Annotated in this window: 9 protein-coding genes, 4 tRNA genes and 3 rRNA genes; 14 read left to right on the top strand and 2 right to left on the bottom strand. The window is 37.6% G+C overall.

Annotated features, from left to right (window positions below; genetic code table 11):
- Positions 1 to 76: 76 nt before the first annotated feature.
- From QLQ95_RS21670 to QLQ95_RS21625, 10 genes are all read left to right on the top strand, one after another.
- Positions 77 to 757, top strand: a complete 681-nt coding sequence (locus tag QLQ95_RS21670; RefSeq protein WP_095929998.1) for a DUF4294 domain-containing protein — start codon at positions 77 to 79, stop codon at positions 755 to 757.
- A 982-nt stretch (positions 758 to 1,739) separates the two neighbouring features.
- Positions 1,740 to 3,253: ribosomal RNA gene (locus QLQ95_RS21665) — 16S ribosomal RNA — on the top strand.
- A 126-nt stretch (positions 3,254 to 3,379) separates the two neighbouring features.
- Positions 3,380 to 3,453 (top strand) — tRNA-Ile (locus tag QLQ95_RS21660).
- A gap of 87 nt (positions 3,454 to 3,540) precedes the next feature.
- A tRNA-Ala gene (locus QLQ95_RS21655) sits at positions 3,541 to 3,614 on the top strand.
- A gap of 132 nt (positions 3,615 to 3,746) precedes the next feature.
- A 23S ribosomal RNA gene (locus QLQ95_RS21650) occupies positions 3,747 to 6,628 on the top strand.
- 153 nt (positions 6,629 to 6,781) lie between these two features.
- Positions 6,782 to 6,891 (top strand): 5S ribosomal RNA (gene rrf, locus QLQ95_RS21645).
- The 16S, 23S and 5S rRNA genes sit together here with 4 tRNA genes alongside, the layout of an rRNA operon.
- A gap of 68 nt (positions 6,892 to 6,959) precedes the next feature.
- A tRNA-Phe gene (locus tag QLQ95_RS21640) sits at positions 6,960 to 7,032 on the top strand.
- Positions 7,033 to 7,038: 6 nt separating this feature from the next.
- Positions 7,039 to 7,124, top strand: a tRNA-Leu gene (locus tag QLQ95_RS21635).
- 164 nt (positions 7,125 to 7,288) lie between these two features.
- The gene (locus QLQ95_RS21630; protein ID WP_320495560.1) at positions 7,289 to 7,741 is read left to right on the top strand and encodes a DUF1569 domain-containing protein; all 453 of its coding nucleotides are present in this window, start codon (positions 7,289 to 7,291) and stop codon (positions 7,739 to 7,741) included.
- Between the two features lie 14 nt (positions 7,742 to 7,755).
- On the top strand, positions 7,756 to 8,190 hold the full coding sequence (locus tag QLQ95_RS21625; protein WP_482501623.1) for a nuclear transport factor 2 family protein: 435 nt from the start codon (positions 7,756 to 7,758) through the stop codon (positions 8,188 to 8,190).
- Here QLQ95_RS21625 and QLQ95_RS21620 read toward each other — a convergent pair whose 3' ends face one another.
- Both QLQ95_RS21620 and QLQ95_RS21615 read right to left on the bottom strand, forming a co-directional pair.
- Entirely contained in the window at positions 8,191 to 8,841 is a 651-nt protein-coding gene (locus QLQ95_RS21620; RefSeq protein WP_095931116.1) for an endonuclease III domain-containing protein, read from the bottom strand. It abuts the gene before it with no gap.
- A 46-nt stretch (positions 8,842 to 8,887) separates the two neighbouring features.
- Positions 8,888 to 9,754: an alpha/beta hydrolase gene (locus QLQ95_RS21615; RefSeq protein WP_320495558.1), complete on the bottom strand. Its 867-nt coding sequence runs from the start codon at positions 9,752 to 9,754 to the stop codon at positions 8,888 to 8,890.
- Positions 9,755 to 9,869: 115 nt separating this feature from the next.
- Between QLQ95_RS21615 and QLQ95_RS21610 the strand changes: the two genes are divergently transcribed.
- The 4 genes from QLQ95_RS21610 (at position 9,870) to QLQ95_RS21595 (ending at position 17,153) form a co-directional block, all read left to right on the top strand.
- Entirely contained in the window at positions 9,870 to 11,297 is a 1,428-nt protein-coding gene (locus QLQ95_RS21610) for a glycogen synthase (RefSeq protein WP_482504072.1), read from the top strand.
- A complete protein-coding gene (locus tag QLQ95_RS21605; RefSeq protein WP_428239181.1) occupies positions 11,287 to 12,567 on the top strand; it encodes a glucose-1-phosphate adenylyltransferase in 1,281 nt (426 codons plus the stop codon). Before QLQ95_RS21610 ends, QLQ95_RS21605 begins: the two co-directional genes overlap by 11 nt.
- Before the next feature lie 91 nt (positions 12,568 to 12,658).
- Positions 12,659 to 14,563 carry a 1,4-alpha-glucan branching protein GlgB gene (gene glgB, locus QLQ95_RS21600; RefSeq protein ID WP_482501620.1) on the top strand — a complete coding sequence of 635 codons (1,905 nt, stop codon included), beginning with the start codon at positions 12,659 to 12,661 and terminating at the stop codon, positions 14,561 to 14,563.
- 190 nt (positions 14,564 to 14,753) lie between these two features.
- Entirely contained in the window at positions 14,754 to 17,153 is a 2,400-nt protein-coding gene (locus QLQ95_RS21595; RefSeq protein ID WP_482501618.1) for a glycoside hydrolase family 31 protein, read from the top strand.
- The last annotated feature ends 20 nt before the right edge of the window (positions 17,154 to 17,173 follow it).

Genomic DNA, 17,173 nt, shown 5'->3' with positions numbered 1-17,173 from the left:
TATTTTTCTGCTAAAATATAAATTTGGTATTAGAGTTGTGTATAAATATATAATTTTACACTTAAATTATGATTCAATGAGATTAACCACCTTTTTATTTATACTCTTAGTTTGTTTTTCTTCTAAAGCCCAAGTTACTCCCAAAGAGAACGAACAAATGGGATATATATTAACAGAGAAAGATTCTATTTTAGGCGACACCATTCAACTGCCAGAAATAATTATTTCAAAAGGACAGAAGATGAGTCCAGAAGAAATGAAACAATTTCAAATTCTTCAAAATAGAGTTTATAAAGTTTATCCTTATGCAAAATTGGCTGCAGAGCGATTAACGGCATTGAATAACGGAATGGCGCGTTTGAAAACCAACCGTGAAAAAAAGAAGTATTTCAAAATTGTAGAAGATTATCTAAATAATGAATTCGAAGAAAGGCTTAAAAAACTTTCTAGAAAACAAGGACAGATTTTAGTAAAGCTAGTCCATCGCCAAACAGGAATTACAACGTATGAACTCATAAAAACACTAAAAAGCGGATTCAAAGCCTTCGTTTCGAATACAACTGCCAATTTGTTTGACATTAGTTTAAAAGAAGAATACAAACCCTACGATGTAAATGAAGACTATTTGATAGAAACCATTTTGGTAAGAGCATTTGAGTCTGGCAGATTAGCAAATCAAAAGCCAGCCAATCCCTTAGATTATGAAGATCTAGCCGAAAAATGGCAGCAAAAAGCAAAAGATCTAAACAAGAAATAAGTATACATATATATAAGGTATATAAACCCGACAGTTTTTTAAAATCTGTCGGGTTTGTTTTTGTACATATATATATAAGTAGAAAATTTAGATTGTCTGGCTGAGCGAAGTCGAAGCCTTTTATACAATATATAATAAGGAGCTTAATCCCGCTATCCGCTCCAATCTTTTGTGCCGAACCCCGGCACAAAAGGATTTCCGCTTCTATCGGGGCTAGGGCACCATTTTCCAGAGGCGGCTTAAAGGGGAGAGAGCGGGTTTTGGAAGAGAGGGAAGGAAAAGCTTGGCGCCTCAGCGCCTTTGCGGGATTAAAAACGGAAGATGTCGGCTTTTGAAAACATGGAATTTCTTCAAAAAACGGGCTTAAAGGCTGAAAACCCCATAAAAAGCGAATGCTGAAACGGGCGTAAAATGCCAAAACAGCGGGGCTGCAGAGAAAAAACCTACAAGACTTCAAAAAAGTTTATGCTGTAAACGGCGAGTTATTAGAATGTTAAGAAAAACATGGAAAAAATATCAAAAAAACTCTTTGAAAAAGCTTGCGTAAGCGGAAAAAGGTTCTACTTTTGCACCCGCAACAGCGAAGGCGTTCATCGAAATACTGGCAGGAAATGAGAATCAGACGAAAAGAAATTTTCAAAAAAAAGATTCGAAAAAGCTTGCGAGATTTGAAAATGCTTTCTACATTTGCACCCCGCAAAACACGGAAAGTTCATTGAGAGATTGGGAGGAAAATTGGAGAAAACGGGATTGAAAAAATCTCAAAAAAAAACTTTAAATTTTTCTTGCAGGAAACAAAAAGAAGTTTTAGTTTTGCACCCGCTTTGAGAGATAAGCGAAAGACAAAGAAATTACGTTCGTAGACATATTGAATTGACAGCCGTTTTAACAGAGATGTTAAAACAAAAGAATAAGAGCAGTAGAATCGGAATATTCGAAAAGAACCGATAGGAATAGCATCGATTATATAATATTAAAATATACGATGAAGAGTTTGATCCTGGCTCAGGATGAACGCTAGCGGCAGGCTTAACACATGCAAGTCGAGGGGTAGAAGTCTTCGGGCTTTGAGACCGGCGCACGGGTGCGTAACGCGTATGCAATCTGCCTTTCACAGAGGGATAGCCCAGAGAAATTTGGATTAATACCTCATAGCATAATCAAGCCGCATGGTTTGATTATTAAAGTCACAACGGTGAAAGATGAGCATGCGTCCCATTAGCTAGTTGGTAAGGTAACGGCTTACCAAGGCGACGATGGGTAGGGGTCCTGAGAGGGAGATCCCCCACACTGGTACTGAGACACGGACCAGACTCCTACGGGAGGCAGCAGTGAGGAATATTGGTCAATGGGCGCAAGCCTGAACCAGCCATGCCGCGTGCAGGATGACGGTCCTATGGATTGTAAACTGCTTTTGCACAGGAAGAAACACTCCGACGTGTCGGAGCTTGACGGTACTGTGAGAATAAGGATCGGCTAACTCCGTGCCAGCAGCCGCGGTAATACGGAGGATCCAAGCGTTATCCGGAATCATTGGGTTTAAAGGGTCCGTAGGCGGTCTTGTAAGTCAGTGGTGAAAGCCCATCGCTCAACGGTGGAACGGCCATTGATACTGCAGGACTTGAATTATTGGGAAGTAACTAGAATATGTAGTGTAGCGGTGAAATGCTTAGAGATTACATGGAATACCAATTGCGAAGGCAGGTTACTACCAATTTATTGACGCTGATGGACGAAAGCGTGGGTAGCGAACAGGATTAGATACCCTGGTAGTCCACGCCGTAAACGATGGATACTAGCTGTTGGGAGCAATCTCAGTGGCTAAGCGAAAGTGATAAGTATCCCACCTGGGGAGTACGAACGCAAGTTTGAAACTCAAAGGAATTGACGGGGGCCCGCACAAGCGGTGGAGCATGTGGTTTAATTCGATGATACGCGAGGAACCTTACCAAGGCTTAAATGCAGACTGACCGATTTGGAAACAGATCTTTCGCAAGACAGTTTACAAGGTGCTGCATGGTTGTCGTCAGCTCGTGCCGTGAGGTGTCAGGTTAAGTCCTATAACGAGCGCAACCCCTGTTGTTAGTTGCCAGCGAGTCAAGTCGGGAACTCTAACAAGACTGCCAGTGCAAACTGTGAGGAAGGTGGGGATGACGTCAAATCATCACGGCCCTTACGCCTTGGGCTACACACGTGCTACAATGGCCGGTACAGAGAGCAGCCACTGGGTGACCAGGAGCGAATCTATAAAGCCGGTCACAGTTCGGATCGGAGTCTGCAACTCGACTCCGTGAAGCTGGAATCGCTAGTAATCGGATATCAGCCATGATCCGGTGAATACGTTCCCGGGCCTTGTACACACCGCCCGTCAAGCCATGGAAGCTGGGGGTGCCTGAAGTCGGTGACCGCAAGGAGCTGCCTAGGGTAAAACTGGTAACTAGGGCTAAGTCGTAACAAGGTAGCCGTACCGGAAGGTGCGGCTGGAACACCTCCTTTCTAGAGCCCTATGTGTTAGCAGCAATGCACGCTGGGGAAATAAGATGCCGGACTATGGTTTTGGAATCTGAGATTGTATTGCTCTTGCTGTTAATTTAAAAAAAATGATAAAATTAAGTAAAACAGAGTCTCGTAGCTCAGCTGGTTAGAGTACTACACTGATAATGTAGGGGTCGGCAGTTCGAGTCTGCCCGGGACTACTATTTAACTTAAAAAAAGGAAATTCTAGAGTTGAGTTCTTATGAATAATCATTCATAATTCATAATTCACAATTCATAATTAGATTGGGGGATTAGCTCAGCTGGCTAGAGCGCCTGCCTTGCACGCAGGAGGTCAACGGTTCGACTCCGTTATTCTCCACTGTCCCGATAAATCGGGAAAAAGTTCATTGACATATTGAGATAAGAAAATAATAAGAAAGTAGAAAGCGTTTTTTGCAATTTATTGCAAAAGACAAAACAAAACGGTCTTGTTTTAATTAACAAGATTGGTGCAATAAGCAAAATAAGGGCGCATGGGGAATGCCTAGGCTCTCAGAGGCGATGAAGGACGTGATAAGCTGCGAAAAGCTGCGGGGACTGGCACACACAGATTGATCCGCAGATATCCGAATGGGGCAACCCGCTATGTTGAAGACATAGCACACCGATAGGTGGGCAAACCCGCTGAACTGAAACATCTAAGTAGGCGGAGGAGAAGAAAACAAAAGTGATTCCGTAAGTAGTGGCGAGCGAACGCGGATTAGCCCAAACCAGTTATGTTACGGCATAGCTGGGGTTGTAGGACCGCGACATTTCATGCATGAGGAACCGGAAGCTTCTGGAAAGGAGCGCCACAGAGGGTGACAGCCCCGTATGGGCAACAAATGTAATGGATAGCGGTATCCTGAGTAGGGCGGGGCACGTGAAACCCTGTCTGAATTTGGCGGGACCATCCGCTAAGGCTAAATACTCCTGAGAGACCGATAGTGAACCAGTACCGTGAGGGAAAGGTGAAAAGAACCGTGAATAACGGAGTGAAATAGATCCTGAAACCATGCGCTTACAAGCGGTCGGAGCCCTTTCGTGGGGTGACGGCGTGCCTTTTGCATAATGAGCCTACGAGTTAACGCTGCTGGCAAGGATAAGTGGTTAAGCCATGGATCCGCAGCGAAAGCGAGTCTGAATAGGGCGCTTTAGTCAGTAGTGTTAGACGCGAAACCGTGTGATCTACCCATGGGCAGGTTGAAGCTGTGGTAACACACAGTGGAGGACCGAACCGGTTGACGTTGAAAAGTCTTCGGATGACCTGTGGGTAGGGGTGAAAGGCCAATCAAACTCGGAAATAGCTCGTACTCCCCGAAATGCATTTAGGTGCAGCGTTATTTTAGTTATATAGAGGTAGAGCTACTGATTGGATGCGGGGGCTTCACCGCCTACCAATTCCTGACAAACTCCGAATGCTATATAATGATTGATAACAGTGAGGGCTTGGGTGCTAAGGTCCAAGTCCGAGAGGGAAAGAACCCAGACCATCAGCTAAGGTCCCCAAATATATGCTAAGTTGAAAGAACGAGGTTTGTCTGCCCAGACAGCTAGGATGTTGGCTTGGAAGCAGCCATTCATTTAAAGAGTGCGTAACAGCTCACTAGTCGAGCGGACGAGCATGGATAATAATCGGGCATAAGCATATTACCGAAGCTATGGATTTGCATGTATGTGCAAGTGGTAGGGGAGCATTCTGACAGGGCTGAAGGTGTATCGTAAGGTATGCTGGACCGGTCAGAAAAGAAAATGTAGGCATAAGTAACGATAATGCGGGCGAGAAACCCGCACACCGAAAAACTAAGGTTTCCACAGCTATGCTAATCAGCTGTGGGTTAGTCTGGACCTAAGGCGAACCCGAAAGGGACAGTCGATGGCCAACGGGTTAATATTCCCGTACTTCTTATTGCTGTGATGGGGTGACGGAGTGATGAAAGCGCCGCGAACTGACGGAATAGTTCGTTAAAGCACCTAGCTATAGGGTCTCTAGGCAAATCCGGAGATCTTGGTGAAATGCGATAGTACTCGGAGTCTTCGGACAAAGAGATAGTGCGCCTAAGGGCTTCCAAGAAAAACCTCTAAACTTCAGGCAGTAAGAACCAGTACCGTAAACCGACACAGGTAGTTGAGGAGAGAATCCTAAGGTGCTCGAGAGATTCATGGCTAAGGAATTAGGCAAAATAGACCTGTAACTTCGGGAGAAAGGTCGCCAGCAGCAATGCTGGCCGCAGTGAAGAGGTCCAGGCGACTGTTTATCAAAAACACAGGGCTCTGCAAAATCGTAAGATGAAGTATAGGGCCTGACACCTGCCCGGTGCTGGAAGGTTAAGAGGAGATGTTATCTTCGGAGAAGCATTGAATTGAAGCCCCAGTAAACGGCGGCCGTAACTATAACGGTCCTAAGGTAGCGAAATTCCTTGTCGGGTAAGTTCCGACCTGCACGAATGGTGTAACGATCTGGACACTGTCTCAGCCATGAGCTCGGTGAAATTGTAGTAACGGTGAAGATGCCGTTTACCCGCAGTGGGACGAAAAGACCCTGTGCACCTTTACTATAGCTTAGTATTGACCTTGGATAAATGATGTGTAGGATAGGTTGGAGACTATGAAGCGGCGTCGCCAGGCGTTGTGGAGTCATTGTTGAAATACAACCCTTTGTTTATCTGAGGCCTAACCCCGCAATGTGGGGGACAGTGCTTGGTGGGTAGTTTGACTGGGGTGGTCGCCTCCAAAAGAGTAACGGAGGCTTCTAAAGGTTCCCTCAGTACGCTTGGTAACCGTGCGTAGAGTGCAATGGCATAAGGGAGCTTGACTGAGAGACATACAGGTCGATCAGGTACGAAAGTAGAGCATAGTGATCCGGTGGTTCCGCATGGAAGGGCCATCGCTCAAAGGATAAAAGGTACGCCGGGGATAACAGGCTGATCTCCCCCAAGAGCTCATATCGACGGGGGGGTTTGGCACCTCGATGTCGGCTCGTCACATCCTGGGGCTGGAGAAGGTCCCAAGGGTTGGGCTGTTCGCCCATTAAAGTGGCACGCGAGCTGGGTTCAGAACGTCGTGAGACAGTTCGGTCTCTATCTACTGCGGGCGTTAGAAATTTGAGTGGATCTGATTCTAGTACGAGAGGACCGAATTGGACAAACCTCTAGTGTATCTGTTGTCCCGCCAGGGGCACCGCAGAGTAGCTACGTTTGGAAGGGATAAGCGCTGAAAGCATATAAGCGCGAAACCCACCACAAGATGAGATTTCTTTTAAGGATCGTGGAAGATGACCACGTTGATAGGCTACAGATGTAAAGGCAGTAATGTCATAGTCGAGTAGTACTAATAATCCGTAAGCTTATGCACAAACTTTTCCCCCCGGGCAATCGGGGGGAGGAAACTTTCTGAAATAATGCTTATTTGTTTCTTTATCTCAGTATGTTAAAATATTGTTTAATTGATAATTAACAATTTATAATTGATAATTAATGATTAAAAGCTGCTTGCAGCGAATAGCCTTAAGGTGGTTATTGCGGCGGGGCTCACCTCTTCCCATCCCGAACAGAGAAGTTAAGCCCGCCTGCGCAGATGGTACTGCAGTTTTGTGGGAGAGTATGTCGTCGCCTTTCTTTTGAAAACCCCGTTTTTAAATGGGGTTTTTTATTCTAACTTTTACTTATAGAAATATAAGTAATATGGTACCTTAGCTCAGATGGTAGAGCAATGGACTGAAAATCCATGTGTCCCTGGTTCGATCCCTGGAGGTACCACATAATGCTCGGATGGTGAAATTGGTAGACACGCTGGACTTAAAATCCAGTGAACAGCAATGTTCGTGCGGGTTCAAGTCCCGCTCTGAGTACTAAAAACTTCAATTAACAAAAGTTAATTGAAGTTTTTTTTTGGTCTAAACTTAAATAGGTTTTTCTCTTACCATATGCTAAATTATTAAACTTCAAAAGCTGTTTTAATCAGAAATTTTATATTTTTACTTCTATATTTAACTGTAATATCTCATTTTCAGCTATGCAAAATGTTTTCCTTAAAGAAGATTGTGATCAATTTGTTACCAGAATTAATAAGCTTACAACGGATTCTCAGCCGCTTTGGGGAAAAATGTCTGTCGATCAAATGCTGGCTCATTGTAACGTTACATACGAAATGGTTTATGATAATATCCATTCGAAACCAAATGCTTTAATAAAACTTCTGTTAAAGCTATTGGCTAAAAATAAAGTGGTAAGTGAAACTCCTTATCCAAGAAGCCTTGGTACAGCTCCACAATTTATTATTAAAGGCAATCGTGATTTTGAGCTAGAAAAAAGCAGACTAATTTCCTATATTCAAAAAACGCAAGAATTAGGCGAAAAAGAATTTGAAGGAAAAGAATCTCTTTCTTTTGGTAAGTTGTCTTCTAAAGAGTGGAATAATATGTTTGCAAAACATTTGGACCACCATTTATCTCAATTTGGTGTTTAAATAATTTTATAGTTATGAGAATTTATACTATTATGTTTTTTCTTCTTTTAGGATTATCTTCTAATGCTCAAAAGCAAGAAATTCAAAAGTGCATTGAATCTTTTTTTGAAGGATTTCACCTGAGAGATTCAACAAAGATCAAATTGGTTTGTTCGGATAAAATGATATTGCAGTCTATTAGCGAAAGCACTGTGAAAGGAAATAAATTATCTGATGAAAGTGCAAAAGAGTTTTATAAATCTATTGCATCTATTCCTTCAAATATGAAATTCCAAGAAAAAATATTGAGTTATAATATTCAGATTGATGGAACAATGGCGCATGTTTGGACACCATATGAATTTTATTTAAATGATAAATTAAGCCATTCTGGTATAAATGCTTTTACTTTATTTAAAGAAAAAGATTCGTGGAAGATTATCTATTTGATTGATACAAGAAGAAAATAATTAGTTTTTAAGGATTTCGGTATTGTAGTATAAGCAAATATCAGTTAAAAGACATTCAGGGCATTTAGGTTTAGGTCTGCAGATTTCGCGACCTAGAAATGAAATTGCCATTCCTATTTCTGACCAAATATTTTTCGGTAAAGCCTGCATTAAATCTTTTTCTACTTTATTACCATCTTTAGATTCTTTAATTATTCCAATTCTTGGCGCAACTCTTATTACATGTAAGTCCGCAATAATTCCTTCAGCTGGTTGGCCTGTTTCTCTTAAAATCACGTTTGCAGATTTTCTTCCAATACCTTTCAATGCAGTTAATCCTGACATGGTTAAAGGAATATTGTTATCCTCTTTTATGGTTTTTGCAATATCCAAAAGCCATTGTGCTTTAGTTCCGTGATTGCGAACTTTAGTGATATAAGGCAAAAAAGTTTCTAAATCGGTTTTTGATAGACTTTTTAGCGTTGGGAATTTTTCAAATAAAGCTGGTGCAATTGAGTTGATATTGGCATCAGAATCTTGAGCAGACAAAACAACCATGACTAATAACTGATATGGATTTTGATAATCTAGTGGATGTTTTTTGTTTTTATACTTTTTTAAAATTGGTTTTAATTTAGTTTCCCAATCTAATGTTTCTCCAAATAAATCCATTTTCTAATTTTCTTTAATGTTGATATTTAAATAGTTATCTATAAAGTTAATTGATTTTAATGAATTCTAGAATTTTTTTGATAACATTTTGATTTCCAAGTATTTTCCTGTGGCCTAATCCGTCGGTTAAAAATAAAGATCCATTTTTAAGATTTTCATAAATATGCTTTCCCGCTTTTACAGATACCTCGGGATCATCATTATCATGTATAACCAAAACAGGAATATTGATTTTTTGAGCTGCTCGATAGGCTGAAAAATCATCCATTATTACTTGATATTTACTTTCAAAAGAATCTCTCAAATGATTGCTAATTTCTTTTCGCAAACCCAGTTTAGAAGTGAATTCATCTAAAATATCTTGGATAATATCACCACTTCCTATAATTACAGCTTTTTCTACTTTAAATCCATCTTTAATTGCATTTAGAACTGACATTCCGCCTAGAGAATGGCCAATTGCAATTTCAAAAGGGCCAAATTGTTTTTCTATTTCTAATATAGAAGCTATAAACTCCGACATTATTGTTGTTTTTCCTTTTGATTTTCCATGTGCAGGAGCGTCAAAACTAACTATTGAATAGCCTTTGTTCAAAAGTTCATCAGCAATTTTAAAGAGTTGCGTTCCTCTTCCAGACCAGCCATGTACCAATAAAACTTTGCGTTCACTTTGCCCGTATGCATATGTAACAATACTTTTATCAATTGAAGGGACATAGATTAATTCTTGAATGCTTTTAGCATCCATTTCTAATTCTCTTTTTGGAACTTTATGCTTGATAGGAGTTGTAAAAATCTTTGCAGCAAATTTTGTAACTAATTTTGTGGATATAAAAGCACAAATTTTCGCAGATATTATAATAATCTTAGGAATTTTTAATGATTTAGTAGGATTAATTGCCTTTTTTGCCATTTCAATAAAACTTATTTAAAAGAAGGATTTTGCTTGTTTTTTTGCTAAATTTAAAAAACATAAAAGTAGTATATAAATGATTGCTTCTTATGATAATCCTAAATTAATTTCTGAAATGGAAATATTTCATATTAGCGCAGAATGTTATCCTGTAGCAAAGGTTGGCGGATTAGGCGATGTAGTGGGTGCATTGCCAAAATATCAACAAGCTGCTGGCCATTCTGTTAGAGTTGTAATTCCTTGTTATGACACGAAGTTTAAAAAGGAAAATGATTTTGAATGTGTTCATTGGGGTACAATTGAATTAGGAAATTTTAGTTTTCCGTTTAGTGTACTAAAAGAAAAAACAGATAAGTTAGGTTTTGAATTATATCTAATAGAGATTAATGAATTATTTAATCGTCCGAATATTTATGGTTACGAAGATGATATCGAAAGATTTTTATCTTTTCAGATTGCCACATTGGATTGGATTATAGCACGGAATAAAACGCCAGATGTTATTAATTGTCATGATCATCATACAGGCATTATTCCATTTTTACTTCAGTTTTCTTATAAATATGAAAGTTTAAAAAATGTAAAAACACTTATAACGATTCATAATGGCTTATATCAAGGCTGGTTTGGTTTTGATAAATTATATTATCTGCCAAAATTTGATTTGAGACATGTTGGTTTTTTAGAATGGAGCAATTCTATCAACTCTTTAGCAGTTGCCATTAAATGCGCCAATGCCGTAACTACAGTATCTCCAAGCTATTTAAATGAAATTAATATTTCAGCAAATGGTTTAGAATCTTTATTTAATTCTTTTAGAAATAAATCTAAAGGAATTTTAAATGGAATTGATATTGAAGTTTGGAATCCGATGAAAGATCAAATGATTCAGGAGAATTATTCTATTGAAGATTTTGAAGCTGGAAAAAGAAAGAATAAAGAGAAACTGTGCGAACAATTTGAGCTAGATCCATCAAAGCCATTATTTAGCTTTATTGGCCGATTGTTTGAAGAAAAAGGAGGTGATTTGCTTCCGCTTGCTGCTGCTTTGGCTTTATCTGAAAATTTTGAGGAAATTAACATCTTGATTTTAGGTTCAGGAAATGCAGAGATTGAAACGCAGTTAACTCAGTTGCGAAATGATTACAAAGGAAATTACAATGTTTTTATAGGTTATAATGAAGATTTAGCGCATTTGATGTATGCAGGTTCAGATTATATTTTAATGCCTTCTAGGGTAGAACCTTGTGGATTAAATCAGATGTATGCGATGCGTTACGGAACTATTCCGATTGTTAGAAGAACTGGAGGGTTAAGAGATACGGTTGTTGATTTTGGAGATGAAGGAAATGGCATTTGTCATGATCAGGCTTCTGTAGCCGACATATGCTATTCAATAAATCGTGCTGTTAGGTTGTATGAGGATAAAATAAATTTCAATGAAGTTTTAAAAAGAGGAATGTCAGCAGATCATTCCTGGGAAAGAGTTTGCCAAGAATATATCGAAATATACAACTTAATAATTCAGCAAAATGAAATTTAAAAAGAAAAATGTAGTTGCCATTATTTTAGGAGGTGGACAAGGTTCACGTTTATTTCCATTAACAGAAACAAGATCGAAACCTGCAGTTCCCATTGGTGGAAAATATCGTTTGGTCGACATTCCGATTTCTAATTGTATCAATTCTGATATTTTTAAAATATTTGTTTTGACGCAATTTAACTCCGCCTCTCTAAATGCTCACATTAAAAACACTTTTAATTTTAGTATTTTAAGTCAGTCCTTTGTAGATATTTTGGCGGCAGAACAGACTCCAGACAATCCAACCTGGTTTCAAGGAACAGCAGATGCTGTAAGACAATGTATGTCACATTTCTTGAAACATGATTTTGACCATGCTTTAATTCTTTCGGGGGATCAATTATATCAAATGGATTTTAACGAAATGCTTGAAGCACATATTGCGGCTGATGCAGAAATCTCTATTGCAACGTTGCCTGTAAATGCTAAAGACGCTCCCGAATTTGGAATTTTAAAGACCAATCACGAAAGTGTTATTGAAGCTTTTATTGAAAAACCACATCCATCGCTATTGCCTGAATGGGAATCGGAGGTGAGCGAACAAATGCAGGAAAAAGGTAAAAAATACCTTGCCTCAATGGGAATTTATATTTTTAATAAATCTTTGCTACAGGAGCTAATGGCTGACCAAGAAACAAAAGATTTTGGTAAAGAAATTATTCCGCAATCGGTTGGAAAACATAAAATATTAAGTTATCAATATGAAGGTTATTGGACAGATATAGGGAATATAGAATCATTTTTTGAAGCTAATATTGGCTTAACAGCAGATATTCCAGAATTTAATTTATTCGATAACGAAAATAAAATTTTCACTAGACCAAGATTATTACCTCCATCTAAATTTAGAAACTCAATAATCAACCAATCTTTAATTTCTGAGGGATGTATTATTAATGCCAAAGAGATTAAAAGTTCGGTTATAGGCATACGTTCTCGAATTGGTGAAGGAACTGTTTTAGAGAATTGCTACGTTATGGGGAACGATTTTTATCAAGATCTTGAAGAATTGAACCACGAAAGCAGCATCAATAAAATACATATTGGTATAGGTGAAAACTGCTTTATTAAAAATGCTTTGGTTGATAAAAATGTGCGTATTGGAAACAATGTTCATATTAGCGGAGGTAAACATTTAGATAATTTTACTAACGAATTGTACAGCATTAAAGACGGAATTGTCGTAGTAAAAAAAGGAGTTACACTTGCAGACAATTTTAGAATTGAATAAAGACTGAAAATTCCAATATAAATATTCCAAATGCCAATTTTTAAAATCCCAAATTCTAAATTCGATAATAATTATCTCTTAAACCAACCATATGACTAAAGTAACCCCACATTCTCTTTTTACTGACTTTGACATAGATTTATTCAAAGCGGGAAAACACTTCAGATTATATGAAAAACTTGGAGCTCATTTAATTGAAGTAGATGGAGTAAAAGGTGTTTATTTTGCTGTTTGGGCTCCAACGGCTCATTCTGTTTCAGTTGTTGGAGATTTTAATTATTGGACACAGGGCGAACATGTTTTAAACGTCCGTTGGGATTCTTCTGGAATCTGGGAAGGATTTATTCCTGATATTTCAAAAGGGGCGCTTTACAAATACAAGATTCAATCTAGTATAAATGGCGTAATTACCGAAAAGGCCGATCCATTTGCGCGCTATTGCGAAAAACCACCTCACACTGCATCTGTGGTTTGGGATCTGGATTATAAATGGAAAGATCATAATTGGATGCAAAATCGTCATGATTATAATGCTTTGGATAAACCCTATTCGGTTTACGAAGTGCATTTGGGGTCTTGGAGAAGAGGAGAACATAATCGTTTTTTGACTTATCTTGAACTTGCCGATGATTTGGTAAAATATATAAAAGAAACTGGTTTTACGCATGTTGAGTTTATGCCAATTATGGAATATCCTTATGACCCTTCTTGGGGTTATCAGCTTACAGGGTATTTTGCACCAACTTCCCGTTTTGGAAAACCACAAGATTTTATGGTTCTGGTTGATCGATTGCATCAAGAGGGAATTGGAGTGATTTTAGACTGGGTTCCGTCACATTTTCCTGATGATGCACATGGTTTAGGGTATTTTGACGGTTCTCATTTATACGAACATCCAGATCGAAGAAAAGGATATCACCCAGATTGGAAAAGTTTAGTTTTTAATTATGGTAGAAATGAAGTTCGAGCTTTTCTAATAAGTAATGCTGTTTTTTGGCTTCAAAATTATCATATCGACGGACTTCGTGTTGACGCTGTAGCTTCAATGTTATATCTTGATTATTCTCGAAAGGATGGCGAATGGGAAGCTAATATTTATGGAGGAAGGGAAAATCTGGATTCTATTAGCTTTCTTAAAGAATTTAATGAAGTAATCTATTCTAATTTTGTTGGTATTCAGACTATTGCTGAAGAGAGCACTTCATTTCCTATGGTTTCAAGACCAACATCTGTTGGAGGTTTAGGTTTTGGAATGAAATGGATGATGGGTTGGATGCATGACACTTTAAAGTATTTTCAAAAAGAAACCGTTTATAGAAAATACCATCAGAATGAATTGACTTTTTCGATGACATATGCTTTTACTGAAAATTTCATGCTTCCATTTTCTCATGACGAAGTAGTATATGGTAAAAATTCTCTTATTTATAAAATGCCTGGCGACGAATGGCAGCGCTTTGCAAATTTGAGATTATTGTACGGGTATATGTTTACGCATCCAGGAACAAAACTTTTGTTTATGGGAGCTGAGTTTGGTCAGACAAGTGAGTGGAATTTTGAACAAAGTTTAGATTGGCATTTGCTTCAGTATGATTTTCATTCTGGAATAAAAAGTTTGATTACCGATTTAAATCAATTGTACAAATCACAGCCAGCATTATACGAAAAACAATTTAGAGGAGATGGTTTTGAATGGATTAATTATTCAGATCATCAAAATGCTATTTTATCTTATATTAGAAAAGGAAATAATCCAGATGAAAATGTGATTGTTGTCTGCAATTTTACTCAAGTCGTTCGCGAAAATTATAGAATTGGTATTCCTAAAAAAGGCAATTTAAAAGAGATTTTTAATACTGATGCCAAAATATATGGAGGAAGCGGTATAGAAAGTACTAAACCATTAAAAATAGAATCAATTTCGTATGATGGCCGAGATTTTTCTGCAGAATTGATTTTGCCTCCTTTGAGTGTTGCCGTATATACTTTAAATTAAGTAAAAATCTTGAAATAAGATTTTGTCATTATATCGTTTCAAAATTATCAAATTGTTGATTTTTTGTTTGGTAATTTGAAGCTCATTCAGAAAAAACGTTTTCGTGAATAAACCTTTTATTCATAGAGCGTTACGAACTTTTTTTGTATGTTTGAGTAGAAGGAAAATGTTAAATTAATTCATTGGAGATATGATTACAAACACATCATTAGAATACAAAGGCGATTTATATCCATCAAAAATTGTTTCTTATGAACATGAAGGAGATTCTATTTTCTTTAATACGGATAACAAAGTAATTTTAAAAGTAACTATTCTTCGTGATAGTTTAATTCGATTTCGTTTTACTACAAAAGGCTATTTCAGCAATGATTTTTCTTATGCCATTGATAAAACTCAGCTTCATGGCTATAACTTCTTGGAGGTCACAGAAGAAGAAACATACTTTCAGATTAGAACTAGTAAAGTAAAATGTAAAATACAGAAAGCAGATCTTCGTCTTTCAATTTACGATTTAAATGATTTTCTTATCCTTGAAGATGAACTTGGTTTTCATTGGGAAGAAAGCTATGAATATGGAGGGAATATCGTAAAAATGAGTAAATATGCTAAAGACGGTGAATGTTATTATGGTTTAGGCGATAAGGCCACTCAAATGAATCTGAAAGGCAAAAGAGTAGAGAATTTTGCCACAGATCAATATGCTTACCAGAAAGATCAAGAACCTTTGTATAAAGTGGTTCCATTTTATATTGGCCTTCATAATAAACAATCTTACGGTATATTTTTCGATAATACTTTCAGAACATTTTTTGATTTTTGTCAAGAAAGAAGAAATGTGACTAGTTTCTGGGCTGAAGGTGGAGAAATGAATTATTATTTTGTTTACGGTCCTCAAATGCAAGACGTAGTAACAACGTATACCGACTTAACAGGTAAGCCAGAATTACCGCCGCTTTGGGTTTTAGGATATCATCAATGTAAATGGAGTTATTATCCCGAAAGTAAAGTCAAAGAAATTACATCAAAATTTAGGGAACTTCAAATTCCTTGTGACGCCATTTATCTGGATATAGATTATATGGATGGTTTTAGATGTTTTACTTGGAATAAAAACTATTTTCCAGATCCTAAAAGAATGGTTTCTGAATTGGCAGAAGATGGTTTTAAAACCATAGTAATTATTGATCCAGGAATTAAAATTGATAAAGATTACTGGGTTTATAAAGAAGCTTTAGAAAAAGATTATTTCTGCAAAAGGGCAGACGGACCTTATATGAAAGGAAAAGTTTGGCCAGGAGAATGTAACTTTCCAGATTATACAAATCCCGCAGTTAGAGAATGGTGGGCTGGTTTATTTAAAGAATTAATTGCAGATATTGGTGTAAAAGGAGTTTGGAATGATATGAACGAACCAGCAGTTATGGAGGTTCCGAATAAAACTTTTCCAATGGATGTTCGTCATATCTATGACGGAAACCCTTGTAGCCATAGAAAAGCGCACAATATTTACGGAACACAAATGGCAAGAGCAACTTACCATGGAGTAAAACGATTTGCTTATCCGAAACGTCCTTTTGTCATAACGAGATCGGCTTATGCGGGAGCACAGCGTTATACATCGTCATGGACAGGTGATAATGTAGCAACTTGGGAGCATTTGTGGATTGCAAATATTCAAGTTCAGAGATTATCTATTTCAGGAATGGGATTTACAGGTTCTGATATTGGAGGTTTTGCAGAACAACCTACAGGCGAGCTTTACGCACGCTGGATTCAATTGGGGGTTTTTCATCCTTTTTGCAGAACACATTCTTCTGGAGATCACGGAAATCAAGAGCCATGGGCTTTTGATGAAGAAGTAATTAATATTACCAGAAAATTTGTGAGCCTTCGTTATCAATTATTACCTTATTTATATACCATGTTTTGGCAATATATTGAAGAAGGAGTTCCGATGTTAAAACCTTTAGTTTATTATGACCAAGACGATACACAGACACATTATCGCAACGACGAATTCATCTTTGGAAATCAGATCTTAGTGTGTCCTATACTTGAACCTAATGCTGTAGGTAGACGTATGTATATTCCTAGAGGAGAATGGTATAACTATTGGACAAACGAATTGTTTATAGGCGGTAAAGAGATCTGGATTGATACAAAATTTGATGAGATTCCAGTGTTTGTAAAAGCGGGTGCTATTATTCCAAAATACCCAGTTCAGCAATATGTAGGCGAATTAGAATTTGATGAATTAACACTTGATGTTTATTACAAAAACGGTAAAGAGCAGTCAGCGGTTTATGAAGATGCTCAAGATGGTTACGATTATAAAAAAGGACGCTACAGTTATTTGTCATTGCGAAATATTGGAAAAGAAAAAGAACTTATTATTCAGCTTCACAAAGAGGGAAAATATATAACTCCTTACACCAAATATAAAATCAATCTTATTGGATTGCCTTTTAAAGTTGCAGAAATCGAAATTGATAACGAAAAGATCGAGTTTGATAAAATTAATTTCGAGCAAAATAATTTCTTACTAATTGATAAAGAGTTTAATGAACTTCATATAGTGGGCGAATAGTTAAATTTTGATATTTTTTT

Source organism: Flavobacterium sp. B330r (genome assembly GCF_056824325.1).
This window is presented reverse-complemented; position numbering and strand designations above follow the sequence as displayed.